Origin of the sequence: Streptomyces sp. NPDC001787 (assembly GCF_040297465.1) — a bacterium.
Classification (GTDB): Bacteria; Actinomycetota; Actinomycetes; order Streptomycetales; family Streptomycetaceae; genus Streptomyces.
In genome coordinates this window covers 230,224-244,259 of sequence record NZ_JBEOZE010000011.1, presented here as the reverse complement: position 1 = coordinate 244,259, position 14,036 = coordinate 230,224, and the positions used below count along the sequence as shown (strand labels likewise).

Below are 14,036 nucleotides of genomic sequence, written 5' to 3'. Positions count from 1 at the left end.
CCCCGGGCCCCTTAACCGCGCGCGCCCCCGGGTTCGCCCCACCCCCGCGCCCCGCGCGCGTGTCCGGCGGCGCCGCACCCCTGGGGCGTGCGGCCCGGCCGGTCGCCCGGCCGTGCGGACGGGCGGTGGGAACGGACCGGTCAGGTCAGCCGCTTGACCGCCGCCGCCACCCGCTCGTCGGTCGCCGTGAGCGCCACGCGTACGAAGGTGTCGCCGGCCGGACCGTAGAAGTCGCCGGGGGCGACCAGGATGCCCAGTTCGGCGAGGTGGGCCACCGTCTCCCAGCACGGCTCGTCCAGCGTCGCCCACAGGTAGAGGCTCGCCTCGCTGTGCTCGATCCGGAAGCCGTGGGCCTCCAGCGCGGCGCGCAGGGCGGTGCGCCGCTCCGCGTAACGGGCGCGCTGCTCCGCGACATGGGTGTCGTCGCCGAGGGCCGCGACGGTGGCCGCCTGGACCGGGGCGGGCGTCATCATCCCGCCGTGCTTGCGGATCAGCAGCAGCTCGCCGAGGACGGCCGCGTCGCCCGCGATGAAGGCGGCGCGGTATCCGGCGAGGTTGGAGCGCTTGGAGAGCGAGTGGACGGCGACGATGCCCTCGTAACTGCCGCCGCAGACATCCGGGTGGAGCACGGAGACCGGCTCGGCCTCCCAGCCCAGCTCCAGGTAGCACTCGTCGCTGAAGACCAGGATGCCGTGCTCGCGCGCCCAGGCGACGATCCGGATCAGTTCGTCCTTGGCCAGCACCCGGCCGGTCGGGTTGGACGGGGAGTTGAGCCAGAGCAGCCTGAGGCCCGCCGGGTCCAGCTCGGTGGGGTCGTCGTAGACGACGGGCTCGGCGCCGCAGAGCCGGGCGCCCACCTCGTACGTCGGGTACGCGAGCCGCGGGTAGGCCACCCGGTCGCCCGCGCCGAGGCCCAGCTGGGTCGGCAGCCAGGCCACCAACTCCTTGGAGCCGACGACCGGAAGAACGTTCTCGTGGGCCACCGCGACCGCGCCGAGACGCCGCTCCACCCAGCCGGTGAGGGCGTCGCGCAGCGCGGCGGTCCCCCACACCGTCGGATAGCCGGGGCTGTTCGCGGCGGCGACGAGCGCCTGCTGGATCAGCTCGGGCACCGGGTCGACCGGCGTACCCACCGACAGGTCCACGACGCCGTCCGGATGGGCGGCGGCCGTCGTCCGGTACGGCGCGAGCTTGTCCCAGGGAAAGACCGGGAGGCGGGAGGAGACTGGTGCGGACACGGAACTCTGCTTTCTCGTACGGGCGACGGGCTACGAGGAGCCGCCCGCAGGGTGGCGCGGGCGGCTGCCGGGGCGCCGGAAACACCGCGGTCCCGTACGGTGACGAGCCGTACGGGACCGGGCGGCGCGCGTGCTGCCGCTGATTACTGGTTCTGCGGCGGCAGCGCGGCGATGAACGCGTGGTCGCGCTCGATCAGGCCCAGCTTGGAGGCACCGCCCGGCGAGCCGAGGTCGTCGAAGAACTCGACGTTCGCCTTGTAGTAGTCCTTCCACTCCTCCGGGGTGTCGTCCTCGTAGAAGATGGCCTCGACCGGGCAGACCGGCTCACAGGCTCCGCAGTCGACGCACTCGTCCGGGTGGATGTACAAGGACCGCTGGCCCTCGTAGATACAGTCGACGGGGCACTCTTCGATGCAGGCCTTGTCCTTTACGTCGACACAAGGCTGCGCGATGACGTAGGTCACGCTGTCGTTCCTCCTCGGTAGGGCGTTGGCTCTCGCGCGGGAGCGCGGCGTCGTCGATGCCCACACCTAGTATCTCCGTTCCCGGGCACGATCCGAACAGGAGGGGCGCACAGAGCTGTGGAATTCACCATCGGCGGACGGCTGGAAGTCCGCATCACACCGGCTGACGTGGGCAAACGCGTATCGGTCAGGCGTCGCCCCGAGGGGGTCGGCCAAGGCGCCATGTTCACGGACACGGTCGGGGTTCTCACATCATGGGACGACGGTGTGCTCTCGATCACACCGAAGAGCGGCGAGAGCGTCCGTATCGCGGAATCCACCCTGGTGGCCGGGAAGGTCGTGCCCGCCGCCCCGGCCCGGCGCCGGGGCCCCGCGGCCTCCTTCGACGAGCTGGCACGGGCCTGCGCACGGGCCTGGCAGCCGGTGGAGAGCGAACCCCTGGGCGACTGGCGGCTGCGGGCCGCCGCGGGGTTCACCCGGCGGGCCAACTCCGTGCTGCCGCTCGGCGATCCGGGACTGCCGCTCGGTGAGGCGCTCGGGCGGGTGCGGCGCTGGTACGGGGAGCGGGAGCTGCCCGCGTACATCCAGACCGCGACCGGTGCCGAGGGCACGCAGGAGGAGCTGTGCGCGGAGTTGGAGCGGCACGGCTGGCTGCGCGAGGTGTCGGCCGAGGTGCGGATCGCGGCGCTGGCACCGGTCGGGGATCTGGACGCGGAGGTGGCGGCGGTCCGGCTGGACCGTGAGCCGGACGCCGCGTGGCTCTCCCGCTACCAGCGCTTCGACACCCCCGGCGACCATGTGCTCCGGGTCCTGGGATCGGGGCCCTCGGTGTGGTTCGCCTCCGTGCCCGGCGACACGGAGGACGGCACCCCCGCGGCGATCGGGCGGTGCGTCGTGGACGGGCGCTGGGCCGGGTTCATGGCTGTCGAGGTGGGCCCGGAGTACCGGCGCCGGGGGCTGGCGACCTCGGTGATGACCGCGCTGGCGCGCCGCGCGCTGGACGAGGGGGCGTCGGCCGCGTGGCTCCAGGTGGAGACGGACAACGAGGGGGCGCGGGCGCTCTACGACGGGATGGGCTTCGCGGCCCATCACCGCTATCACCACTTCCGGGCCGCGGAGTGAGCACCGGCCCGAGCACGTCGGGCGAGTGCGGCGGATGAGCGGGCACCACGATTCCGGGGCGGCCGAACGGCGGCGGCGGTTCGCCGAGGAGGCCCGCGCGGAGCGGCCCGACCTCGCGCTGCTCTGCCTGCTGCTCGGCGCGGAGGCGGGCCCGCTGACGGGCCCGCGGGCCGGTACGGGCGCGGGGGGACCGGGGGCGGGCGCCGCGGAGATCGGTCCTGCGGGAATCGGCGAAGCGGGGGTGGAATCGCCTGATCCGTACGGCATCGACGCCGCGCAGATCGAGCTGGACCGGTTGGCCGGGCTGCTGCCGTACGGTGCGCGCTCCGCCCGCGCCTGGGCCTCGGCGGTGGCCGAACTGCTCGGTGAGCGGTGCGGATTCGCGGGGTCACCGGCCGACTACCAGCGGCTGGAGTCGTCGCTGCTCCAACAGGTGCTGCGCCGCCGTCGCGGGCTGCCGATCCTGCTGTCCGTGATCTGGATCGAGGTCGCGCGGCGGGCGGGCGCCCCGGTGTACGGGGTGGCGCTGCCCGGTCACTTCGTCGTCGGTTTCGGGGACCCCGGGGAACGGGTGCTGGCCGATCCGTTCGCCGGTGGTGCGCCGCTGACCGGGCAGGACGCCGAGCTGATGGTGGCCGGCGCCACCGGGGCGCCGCTGGAGGAGTCGATGCTGGTGCCCGCCCGGCCGCTGGAGACCGTGCTGCGGATCCTGAACAACATCAGGGCCTGGGCGGCGGCCCGCCCCGAGCGGACCGATGTGGCGCTGTGGGCGGTCGATCTGTCGCTGCTGCTGCCCTCGCACCCGGCCAGGCTCCGCTACGAACGGGCCCAGCTCCTCGTGCAGCGCGGGGAGTTCCGGCGCGGGGCCGCGGAGATGGAGGAGTACGCGGAGATCGTCGCCGGATTCGATCCGGCGACGGCCGAAGCGGTACGGCGACGGGCTCAGGCGGCGCTGGCACTGCTGAACTGACCGGCGGGCGGGCCCGCCAGCCGGCGGGTCCGCGTCCGCTCACGCCGCCGGGAAGCCGCGGGCCACCGTGCCCGTCCCTCGCCCGCCAGGGCCACCACCGCGCGCCTTATCGTGATGTACCGGGCCGAAAGACGGCCCGGACGAGAGGACGCACCACGTGACCAGCCAGAAGGAAGCCATGCTCGCCGGTGAGCTCTATCTCGCCGACGACCCGGAACTGAGCGCCGACGCCCTGCGCGCCGACGTGCTGACCGAGCGCTTCAACGCCACCTCCGCCGCCGACCCCGAGGCGCGGCGCGCGGCACTCGCCGAGCTCGTGGGTGAGCTGGGCGAGGGCGTGGAGGTCCGGCCTCCGCTGCGGGTGGACTTCGGCTATCAGATCTCCATCGGCGCCCGTACGTTCATCAATGTCGGGGCCGTCCTCCTCGACGTCGGCCGGATCAGCATCGGCGCGGACGCCCAGATCGGCCCGAACGTCCAGCTCCTCACCCCCACCCACCCGGTCGACCCCGAGCCGCGCCGGGCCAAGTGGGAGGCTGCCCGGCCCATCACGATCGGCGACAACGTCTGGCTGGGCGGCGGCGTGATCGTCTGCCCGGGGGTGACCATCGGTGAGAACACGGTGATCGGCGCCGGATCGGTGGTCACCAAGGACCTGCCGGCGAACGTCGTGGCGGTCGGCAATCCGGCGCGGGTGATCCGGAGGATCGGCCCGGAGGACGGCGTGGCCGGCTGATCCGGTCCCGCGAGGTCGCCCCCCGGCCGGTCACGCCTTCGCGGCGAGCCGGGTGTCCGGCTGGACGGTGACCAGGGCGATGCCCCCGCAGCACACGGCCAGGAGCAGCAGTTCGGCCGACGAGGGCACGGGCGCGGTGCCCAGCGCCCAGTCCCCCAGGCGCACGGCGAACGGCACGGCCAGCTGGACCGCGGCGGTGAAGACCGGCCCGCGGCTCAGGATGAGCCGGTGCTGTACGAGGTAGGCGGGCGCGTACACGACCGCGCCGAGCACCGATATCCCGCCCGTCGCGGCGAGCGTCGGGGGGTGGGCGATCAGCGCGGGCAGGGCCATCGGCAGCAGCAGGCAGGTGGCCGCCGCGAGCAGTACGGGCAGGACGGCCGGCGGCGGCAGCCCGGACATCCGCCGCCGGTACAGGAACCCGTACACCGCGAAGGCCACGGTCGCCCCCGCCACCAGCAGCAGCCCCGGTCCGTCCATGTCGCCCGCGTCCGCGCCGAGCGCCGCGTACCCGGCCGCCGCCGCGCAGGCGAGCGCCGCCCCGGCCGCCCTGCGCGGCCCGGACCGTTCGGCGAAGAACAGCGCCCCCACCGCCACCGACGCGCAGGGCATCAGCGCGACGACGAGGTTGGCGAGCGAGGTGCCGATGCGCGGGATGGCGAGCAGCGTGCCCGCGGCGTATCCGGCGAAGCCGAGCAGGCCCAGCAGCCATACGGTGCCGGGGCGGGCCGCCGCACGGCGCAGATCGGCCCGGCCGCCCGGCGTGGAGACGGCCACCGCGGTGAGCGCGGCGCAGCAGACCGCGGTGCGGCCGAACGCGACGATCAGCGGATCGGTCCCGGTGACCAGGGCGCCGGACAGCAGCCAGGTCCCGGAGAGCAGAAGTACCAGGACGACCGGCATCGTACGGCCTTTCCACGAACGTCGGTCGGGACGGTCCGGCGCGACGGGCGCGCGGCCGGTGGCGGATGCCGGTGTGCCGCACGGGCGTTCGGCAGGTCCGCCCCCGCATCACCGTTTCCGGTGCCGCTCAGCGTAGGCCGTACTCCCGACGCGGTACATCGGCGGTCCGGGGGGCGGTCATTCGGGCCGTCCCCGCGGCAGGTTCACATACAGGTCCCGGAAGGCCGCCGCCAGGCTCGCGACCGTCCGCCAGTACGTGTACGCGTCCGCGTCGGAGGTCGTCTCGTCGGGACGCACGGCGCGGTCGAGATTGCGGTACGCGACCCGGAACAGCACCCGGACCGCCCCGCGCCCCGGCTCGTCGTGGCCGTAGTCGTCCAGGGCCATCAGGGAGCGCAGCTGGCCGATCAACTGGTCGGTACCCGCGTTGATGACGCTGCGCGGCGGGAGGGCCGGGCGGGCGGCAAGCGCGTGGTCCACGGCCGCCGCGACCGCCTCGATATCGACGCTCATGCGTGGCGGAGTGACGTCGGCACCGGTCACATGTCCTCCTCCCCGGTGGCCGGCGACGGCCGCCACCGGCCGCTCTTCCGGCAGTGAAGTATCAAGAAGAACGGCAAACGGCAGGGAACCCCAGGCAATTCGACGTTTCTCCCACTCACCGGAAACCGGAAATTTCGACCGAATCATCGGCCATCTGGCGGTACGAAAACCGCTACGGTGATGTTTCATGACGAGGAAGACCGGCAATGTTCTGCTGGCCGCCCGTATGAGCGCCGCCGGGCTGAAGCAGCACGAGCTCGCGAGTCGGCTCAATGAGCACATCGAGAGCCTCACGGGACAACCGGGGTCCCTTCAGGACCGGCATATCCGGAACTATCTGACCGGCACGACGCGTTGGCCGCACGCCCGTCAACGGATCGCCCTGGAAAAGGAATTCGGCTGCACCGCCGAGGAACTCGGATTCATTCCGCGGCAACGGACCGGCTCCCCGGCGAGCGGGGCCCCGGGGAGCGCCACGGGCGATCCCGTGGTGCGGCGGGACTTCAACCAGCGGGCCGCCGTGATGGCCGCGACGGTCGTTCTGCCGCCCGGCCGCACCACCGTCGGCATCGCCGATGTGAAGCGCGTAGGGCAGGCGTTCGCCGCCCTCTACCGCCAGGAGAGCAGGGTCGGCGGCACCAGCCGGATCGAGGCGCAGTTCCTGCACTGGATGCGTCACGCCCTGTCGCTCCTGGAGTCCGGGCGCGCCTCCTCCCGGGTGCGGTCCATGCTCTACGCCGCCGCCTCGAACGCGGCCAGCACCGCCGCCTGGGCCGCGCTCGACTCGCGCAACCAGCAGCGCGCGGCGCAGTATCTCGACCGCGCGGTGACGCTCGCGGGGCTGTCCGGGGACGGGGAGTCGATGCACCGGGTGTGGAACAACGTCGCCATACTCGCCGGACAGCGGGGCAGCCTCATCGAGGCGCTGCACGCCGCGCAGGCGGTGCGCGACGCCGGTATGGCGCGGCGCGATCCGCTGTACGCCTCGCAGGCCCACGCGCGCATCGCGCTGTCCCACGCCCGGCTGCGCGACAAGCAGTCCGCGCTGCGGGCCCTGGGACACGCGGAGGACGCCCTCGCCCGCGCGGACATGGGCCGCCGGCCCACCTGGCTGAGCTTCTACGACCAGGCCGAGCTGCACGGGCTGGCGGGCATCGTCCACTACCGCCTGGGCCGGGCCGAGCCGGCCGAGGCCCGGATCCATCAGGCCCTCGCGCAGCTGGACCCGGGGCTGACGCGCAACCGGGTCTACTACACCGCCCAGCTGGCGCTGGCACAGCTCGGCCAGCAGGACGTCGAGGCGGCCTGCGCGAGTGCCGACCGGGCGCTGGCCACGGCCGGAACCGCGCCCGGCAGCGTGCGCATCGGGCACCTCCTCGACGGGTTCCGCCAACGGCTGGCGGCACACCCGGCACCACTCGCCCAGGAATGGCTCCAGCGGACAGCGAAGGGAACACCCACACCATGACCGTCCAGTTGCGCCGGTTCACCACCGACGACCTGCCCGCCGTCCGCCCCGTACTCCTGGACGTCTACGCGGAGGTGTACGCCGACGAGCTGCACATCCCGTTCACCAGCCTGGACCGGTTCGACCGGCGGCTGACCAACCACTCGGCCGGTGACGGGTGGGAGGCGGTGATCGGCTACGACGGGGACCGGCCGGTCGGCTACGCGTACGGCGCTCCGCTGGGCCGGGGGGCCCGCTGGTGGTCGCACATGACGACCCCGCTGCCCGAGGGGTTCGCGGACGAGGACGGGAGACGCACCCTCGCCCTCTTCGAGCTGATGGTCCGGGCACCCTGGCAGGGGACGGGTGCCGCGCGCCGAATACACGAGGAGCTGCTGAGGCCGCGTCCGGAGGAGCGCGTCACGCTGCTGTGCGACCCGGAGCACCCCGGGGTGCTGGCCCTGTACGAGTCCTGGGGCTACCGGCGCGTCGGTGATCAGCGGCCCTTCCCGGACAGTCCGAGCTTCTCGGTCATGGTGCGCGAGCTGGGTGGGCGCTCCGGCTCCCCCCACATCATCCTGTGAAGTCAGCGGGTCCCCCGACTGGGGCCAGAACGGGTCAATTGCCGTTCCGCTGCCGTTAGTTGTTGCGCTCAGCACATCGGGACAGCCCTTCTGGCGCACACCTATTGACGTGTTCAGGGCAACAGCGGAAGCATCGCTCGCACGAGAGAGCGCTCTCACGGAGTCCGCGGGCCTTCCCGCGGCGGCCTCCCACAGGCTCTCCCGGTCATCCGTCGTGCACCCGTACCACGACCCCAGGAGACGTACCGTCATGCATGCTCCCCCCACGTCAGCCGGCGGCCACCGCCGCTCACGCCTTCTCGGACTCGCCGCGTTCGCGCTCTCGCTGATCATCGCCGTCCCCACCGCCGGTCCGGCGTTCGGCGAGGAGGCCGCGGCCGTGCCCGGCGGCGGCGATCTCGGACCCAATGTGCTGGTCTTCGACCCGTCGACGCCCGGCATCCAGGCCAAGGTCGACGAGATCTTCAAGAAGCAGGAGTCGGCGCAGTTCGGCAGCGACCGCTACGCGCTGATGTTCAAGCCGGGCACGTACGACAACATCAACGCCCAGCTCGGCTTCTACACCTCGATCGCCGGGCTGGGTCTCAACCCCGACGACACCACCTTCAACGGCGATGTGACCGTCGACGCCGGTTGGTTCAACGGCAACGCCACACAGAACTTCTGGCGTTCGGCGGAGAACCTGGCCCTCAGACCGGTCAACGGCACCAACCGGTGGGCCGTGTCGCAGGCCGCGCCCTTCCGCCGGATGCACGTCAGGGGCGGACTCAACCTCGCCCCCGACGGATACGGCTGGGCCAGCGGCGGCTACATCGCCGACAGCAGGATCGACGGCACCGTCTCGCCGTACTCGCAGCAGCAGTGGTACACACGTGACAGCAGCATCGGCGGCTGGGGCAACGGCGTCTGGAACATGACGTTCTCCGGCGTCGAGGGCGCACCCGCGCAGAGCTTCCCGGAGCCGCCGTACACCACGCTGGAGACCACACCGGTCTCGCGCGAGAAGCCGTTCCTTCACCTGGACGGCGACGCCTACAAGGTCTTCGTCCCCGCCAAGCGCACGGGGGCACGCGGCACTTCGTGGGGCAACGGGACGCCGCAGGGCGAATCGATCCCCCTGGAGCGGTTCTACGTGGTCAAGCCGGGTGCCAGTGCCGCCACGATCAACGAGGCCGTGGACCAGGGGCTGCACCTCCTGTTCACGCCGGGCGTCTACCACGTCGACCGGGCCATCGAGATCGACCGGCCGGACACCGTCGTCCTCGGGCTCGGCCTCGCCACGATCATTCCGGACAACGGGGTCACCGCGGTCAAGGTCGGGGACGTGGACGGGGTGAAGCTGGCCGGGCTGCTCATCGACGCCGGTCCGGTCAACTCCGAGACGCTGCTGGAGGTCGGGCCCGAGGGCTCCTCCGCCGATCACTCGGCCGACCCGACCTCGCTCCAGGACGTGTTCGTACGCATCGGCGGCGCCGGCCCCGGCAGGGCGACGACCAGCATCGTCGTCAACAGCGACGACACGATCATCGACCACACCTGGGTCTGGCGCGCGGACCACGGGGCGGGCGTCGGCTGGGAGACCAACCGGGCCGACCACGGCGTCCATGTGAAGGGCGACGACGTGCTGGCCACCGGTCTGTTCGTCGAGCACTTCAACAAGTACGACGTGCGCTGGTCCGGCGAGCGGGGCCGGACGATCTTCTTCCAGAACGAGAAGGCGTACGACGCGCCCAACCAGGCAGCCATCCAGAACGGCGACATCAAGGGGTACGCCGCCTACAAGGTCGACGACTCCGTCACCACCCATGAGGGCTGGGGCATGGGGAGCTACTGCTACTTCAACGTCGACCCGACCATCCGGCAGCAGCACGGATTCCAGGCGCCGGTGAAGCCGGGCGTGAGGTTCCACGACCTGCTGGTCGTCTCCCTGGGCGGCCAGGGCCAGTACGAGCACGTCATCAACAACACCGGATCCCCCACGTCCGGTACGAGCACCATCCCCTCCCAGGTGGTGTCCTTCCCGTAGAGGGGCTGCGGGAGGGGAACGACGGCGGGGTGGGGAGCCGGTCCTGGCTCCCCACCCCGCACGCGTACCTACGCGTACCCCCGCACGCGCACCCGCCCCGGACCTCAGCCGGCGGCCGGGGCCGCCCTACTGGTCGCGCCGGTGCACCGCCGTGACCGCGACGGCCCCGGCCGCGAGCGCCCACACCGCGTACACGGTCCACGCCCCCGCGTTCGTCCACGGGAAGGGCACGGGCGCGTGCCGGACATCGGTCAGCCTGGTCCAGGCGCTGAGCGGCAGGCCGTGGGCGAGGACCGCCGTGATGTACCGGCGGTCGCCGATCACCATCGGGAGCAGGAGCAGCACCACGACGGAGGTGACCACGGAGCCCGCGCCGTGCCGGACGAGGGTGCCCAGCGCCAGACCGGTGAGCGCGGCCACCGGGGCGAGCAGCGCCGAGGCCACGACGACCCGCAGGGCGCCCGGGTGGCCGAGGGAGACCCCGGCGTCCCGCCCGGACAGGATCGCCTGGGTCAGCCAGAAGGACGTCCCCGCGACGACCGCGCCGAACACCGTCATGACCGAGGTGAGCACCGCCGCCTTGGCCGCCATCACCGAGCGGCGCGCCGGGACGGCGGTGAACGTCGTGCGGATCAGGCCGGAACCGTGCTCGGCGGTGAACGCCACGGCGCCGATGGCACCGGTGGCCAGCACCAGCAGCATGCCCGCGTTCGTGGTGAACGCGTCCAGCAGGGGCATGCCGTCGGCGACGAAGCCGGTCCGGCCCCCCTCGTCGTACTCGTGCCAGTACCTGTAGTGGTCGTACGCCGTGCCCGCGTTGAACGCGATGACCACCAGCGCGGTGACCAGATACGTCCAGGGGGCCGAGCGCAGGGACCACAGCTTGATCCACTCGGCGGCCAGCAGATCGGTGAAGCGGGCGCGGGGGCCGGTGTCCTCCGCGCGACGGGCGGGCACGGTCGTCGCCGTGGTCATCGGGGGTCTCCTGCGGGGTATTCGACGCTGTCGGCCGTCAGTTCCATGAAGGCCTCCTCCAGGGAGGAGCTCCGGGTGAGGAGTTCATGCACCTGCACGCGGTGCCGGAAGGCGAGTTCACCGACCCGCGACGCGTCCATACCGGTCACCGAGAGCGGGCCGTCCTCCGGCCCGCGCCGCACCGAGGCGCCCTCCGCCTCCAGCAGCGCCGCGAGCCGGTCGCCTTCCGGAGTGCGTACGCTCACGCCGGGCCGGGTGCCCCGGGCCGCGAACTCCGTGAGGCTCTCCGCGGCGATCAGCCGGCCCCGGCCGATGACGACGAGCTGGTCGGCGGTGTGCTCCATCTCGGTCATCAGATGGCTGGAGACGAACACGGTGCGCCCCTGCGCGGCGAGCCCGCGGAACAGGCCCCGCACCCACAGCACCCCTTCCGGGTCGAGCCCGTTGAGCGGCTCGTCGAACAGGAGCACCGGAGGGTCGCCGAGCAGCGCGGTGGCGATGCCGAGGCGCTGGCGCATCCCGAGGGAGAAGGCCCCGATGCGGCGGCGGGCCGCACCGGCCAGCCCCGCGTCCCGGAGCACTTCGTCGACCCGGGTGCGCGGGATGCCGTTGCTGCGGGCCAGCGCGGACAGATGGGCGCGGGCCGTGCGCCCGCCGTGGACGTCGCCCGCGTCGAGGAGCGCGCCGACGTGCCGCAGCCCGCGCGGGTGCTCGCGGAACGGCCGCCCGTCCAGGGTGGCCGTTCCGGACGTGGGCTCGACCAGGCCGAGCAGCATCCGCAGGGTGGTGGTCTTGCCGGCACCGTTGGGGCCCAGGAAACCGGTGACCCGGCCGGGGCGCACGGTGAACGTGAGGTCGCTGACGGCGGTGGCCGCCCCGTATCGCTTGGTGAGTCCCTTGACTTCGATCACGGTGACCACGGTGCCGTCGGCCGCACCCGCGCGTCATCGGCCCACCGCTGACACTCGGCGGGGCCGCTGTCGACCAGGGGTGTACATCCGTGGGCGGATGGCGCCGCGGGAGTGCCTGGCTACGATCGCCCCCATGTCCACGAAGCCGTCCCTCCCGCTGCTCGACCGGCTGTCGCCGGGCGCCTGGGCGGCCGTCCTGTGGTGCGCCGCCACACTCTCCTCGATCCGTGCGCAGTTCGGCATTCCGGGGATGCCCCAGGGCGTCCGCCTCCTGGACGCCGGGGACTGGCCGCTCCTGGCGGCGGCCTCCGCCGTGGCGTTGACGGGGTGCGGGCTGCTGTCCACCCGGCCCCCGGCCGCGCTCGCCCTGCTGGCCGCCGGCTCGCTCGGGGCGGCGCTGGCGGTGGACTCGGTGGGGCTCGCGTTCCTCCACCATGTGGCCCTGGACATCGCGCTCGGCGTCATCGTGGCGACCCGGCCGCGCCGCACCTGGGCCCCCGCCTTCGTCCTGACCGTCGCGGCGCTGCCAGGCCATGCGCTGCTGCGCTCCCTGCTGGGCCTGCCCCTGCGGTTCCCGCACCGGGCCGACACGAGCTGGACCTCCTGGGAGACCTTCGCCCTGCTGTCGGTGATCGCCTGTCTGGCCGGGCTGTCGGTGCGCCGGACACGCGAGTACGCACGGGAGCTGACGGCCCGCGCGGCGGCGCAGGCGGTCACCGCCGAACGGCTGCGGATCGCCCGCGAGATGCACGACAGCGTCGCGCACAGCATCGGCATCATCGCCCTGCAGGCCGGTGCGGCGGCCCGGGTCGTCGACACCCGGCCCGACGCGGCGCGCGAGGCGATGACGGCGGTGGAACTGGCCGGGCGGGAGACGCTGGCGGGGCTGCGCCGGATGCTCGTCGCCCTGCGGCAGCCCGAACCGGCGGACGGGCAGGGGCCGGGGCCGGAGCCCGCCACAGGTCCCGGGCGGATGCCGGAGCCCCGCACGGACGTACGGAGGGCCGGACCGGCGCCGTTGCGGCCCGCCGAGGGCCTCGCGGATGTCGAGCGGCTGGCCGCGGCGACGACCGGTGCCGGGGTCCGGGTGGACGTGCGGTGGCACGGCGAGCGGAGGCCGCTGCCGCCGGACATCGACCTGTCGGCGTTCCGGATCATCCAGGAGTCGGTCACCAACGTGGTGCGGCACGCGGCCACCGGCTCCTGCCGGGTGTCCGTCGGCTACGGCGCCGAGGAGCTGGCCATCGAGATCACCGACGGCGGACGGGGCGGCGGGAGTTCGCCGGACAGCGGATTCGGTCTGATCGGCATGCGGGAGCGGGTGGCCCTGCTGAAGGGCGAGTTCAGCGCCGCGCCGGACCCCTCGGGCGGCTTCCGGGTCGCGGTCCGGCTGCCGGTACCGGCGGGGGCCGGACGATGAGTGTCCGCGTCGTCCTCGCCGACGACCAGCCGCTCGTCCGGGCCGCGCTGAACATGGTCATCACCGGCACCCCCGACGTCGAGGTCGTCGGTGAGGCCGGTACGGGTGCGGAGGCGGTCCGGCTGACCGCCGAACTGCGCCCCGATGTCGTGGTGATGGACATCCGGATGCCGGGCATGGACGGCATCGAGGCGACCTCCCTGATCACCGGGGGCCCCACCACCGCGCAGGTCGTCGTCCTGACGACGTTCGACGACGACGAGTACGTCTACGGGGCCCTGCGCGCCGGTGCTTCCGGCTTCCTGGTCAAGGACATGGCGCTGGACGGCATCCTCGCCGCGATCCGGGTCGTCGCCGCCGGGGATGCCCTGATCTCGCCGAGCGTCACCCGCCGTCTGATCAGGGACTTCGCCGGTATCCCGGCCGCGCCGTCCGCCGCCGCGAAGCCGCTCCCCGCGGTCACCGAGCGGGAGCGCGAGGTGCTGACCCTGGTCGGGAGCGGTCTGTCCAACACCGAGATCGCCGAGCGGCTCAACATCAGCGTCGCCACCGCGAAGACGTATCTGTCCCGGCTGCTGGCCAAGCTGGACGCCCGGGACCGGGTGCGGCTGGTGATCATCGCCTACGAGGCGGGGCTGGTGTCGGCCACCGGCCGGTGAGCCGCCCGGACCCGCGCGACGGGACCGCCGCGGCCGGG

The 14,036-nt window shown here is 73.1% G+C and carries 14 protein-coding genes; 8 read left to right on the top strand and 6 right to left on the bottom strand.

Annotated features, from left to right (window positions below):
- Positions 1-140: 140 nt before the first annotated feature.
- Both dapC and fdxA read right to left on the bottom strand, forming a co-directional pair.
- Positions 141-1,238: a succinyldiaminopimelate transaminase gene (dapC, locus tag ABT170_RS18285; RefSeq protein WP_329946240.1), complete on the bottom strand. Its 1,098-nt coding sequence runs from the start codon at positions 1,236-1,238 to the stop codon at positions 141-143.
- A 143-nt stretch (positions 1,239-1,381) separates the two neighbouring features.
- The gene (gene fdxA, locus ABT170_RS18280) at positions 1,382-1,702 is read right to left on the bottom strand and encodes a ferredoxin (RefSeq protein WP_018956287.1); all 321 of its coding nucleotides are present in this window, start codon (positions 1,700-1,702) and stop codon (positions 1,382-1,384) included.
- Between the two features lie 117 nt (positions 1,703-1,819).
- Here fdxA and ABT170_RS18275 point away from each other — a divergent pair, with 117 nt between their 5' ends.
- The 3 genes from ABT170_RS18275 (at position 1,820) to ABT170_RS18265 (ending at position 4,530) form a co-directional block, all read left to right on the top strand.
- Positions 1,820-2,824 carry a GNAT family N-acetyltransferase gene (locus ABT170_RS18275; protein WP_329946241.1) on the top strand — a complete coding sequence of 335 codons (1,005 nt, stop codon included), beginning with the start codon at positions 1,820-1,822 and terminating at the stop codon, positions 2,822-2,824.
- 34 nt (positions 2,825-2,858) lie between these two features.
- Positions 2,859-3,794 (top strand): transglutaminase family protein, encoded by a 936-nt coding sequence (locus tag ABT170_RS18270; RefSeq protein WP_329946242.1) that lies wholly within the window; start codon positions 2,859-2,861, stop codon positions 3,792-3,794.
- A gap of 178 nt (positions 3,795-3,972) precedes the next feature.
- Positions 3,973-4,530 (top strand): sugar O-acetyltransferase, encoded by a 558-nt coding sequence (locus ABT170_RS18265; protein ID WP_351868482.1) that lies wholly within the window; start codon positions 3,973-3,975, stop codon positions 4,528-4,530.
- A gap of 30 nt (positions 4,531-4,560) precedes the next feature.
- Here the strand turns inward: ABT170_RS18265 and ABT170_RS18260 are convergent, their stop codons facing one another.
- Together ABT170_RS18260 and ABT170_RS18255 are read right to left on the bottom strand one after the other, a co-directional pair.
- Positions 4,561-5,433 carry a DMT family transporter gene (locus ABT170_RS18260; protein ID WP_329946243.1) on the bottom strand — a complete coding sequence of 291 codons (873 nt, stop codon included), beginning with the start codon at positions 5,431-5,433 and terminating at the stop codon, positions 4,561-4,563.
- Between the two features lie 177 nt (positions 5,434-5,610).
- The gene (locus ABT170_RS18255; RefSeq protein WP_329946244.1) at positions 5,611-5,946 is read right to left on the bottom strand and encodes a hypothetical protein; all 336 of its coding nucleotides are present in this window, start codon (positions 5,944-5,946) and stop codon (positions 5,611-5,613) included.
- A 217-nt stretch (positions 5,947-6,163) separates the two neighbouring features.
- On the opposite strand from ABT170_RS18255, the gene ABT170_RS18250 reads away from it, so the two are divergent.
- The 3 genes from ABT170_RS18250 (at position 6,164) to ABT170_RS18240 (ending at position 10,033) form a co-directional block, all read left to right on the top strand.
- On the top strand, positions 6,164-7,444 hold the full coding sequence (locus ABT170_RS18250; RefSeq protein WP_329946245.1) for an NsdA family TPR-like regulatory protein: 1,281 nt from the start codon (positions 6,164-6,166) through the stop codon (positions 7,442-7,444).
- Positions 7,441-8,007 carry a GNAT family N-acetyltransferase gene (locus tag ABT170_RS18245; RefSeq protein WP_329946246.1) on the top strand — a complete coding sequence of 189 codons (567 nt, stop codon included), beginning with the start codon at positions 7,441-7,443 and terminating at the stop codon, positions 8,005-8,007. Before ABT170_RS18250 ends, ABT170_RS18245 begins: the two co-directional genes overlap by 4 nt.
- A gap of 250 nt (positions 8,008-8,257) precedes the next feature.
- Positions 8,258-10,033 carry a pectate lyase-like domain-containing protein gene (locus tag ABT170_RS18240; protein WP_351868459.1) on the top strand — a complete coding sequence of 592 codons (1,776 nt, stop codon included), beginning with the start codon at positions 8,258-8,260 and terminating at the stop codon, positions 10,031-10,033.
- 126 nt (positions 10,034-10,159) lie between these two features.
- On the opposite strand, the gene ABT170_RS18235 is transcribed toward ABT170_RS18240, so the two are convergent.
- On the bottom strand, positions 10,160-11,008 hold the full coding sequence (locus ABT170_RS18235) for an ABC transporter permease (protein ID WP_329946248.1): 849 nt from the start codon (positions 11,006-11,008) through the stop codon (positions 10,160-10,162).
- Entirely contained in the window at positions 11,005-11,919 is a 915-nt protein-coding gene (locus ABT170_RS18230; RefSeq protein WP_329946249.1) for an ABC transporter ATP-binding protein, read from the bottom strand. The genes ABT170_RS18235 and ABT170_RS18230 overlap by 4 nt, the downstream gene beginning before the upstream one ends.
- Before the next feature lie 133 nt (positions 11,920-12,052).
- Between ABT170_RS18230 and ABT170_RS18225 the strand changes: the two genes are divergently transcribed.
- A complete protein-coding gene (locus ABT170_RS18225) occupies positions 12,053-13,339 on the top strand; it encodes a sensor histidine kinase (protein WP_351868455.1) in 1,287 nt (428 codons plus the stop codon).
- On the top strand, positions 13,336-13,998 hold the full coding sequence (locus tag ABT170_RS18220) for a response regulator (RefSeq protein WP_351868452.1): 663 nt from the start codon (positions 13,336-13,338) through the stop codon (positions 13,996-13,998). Before ABT170_RS18225 ends, ABT170_RS18220 begins: the two co-directional genes overlap by 4 nt.
- Positions 13,999-14,036: the final 38 nt, after the last annotated feature.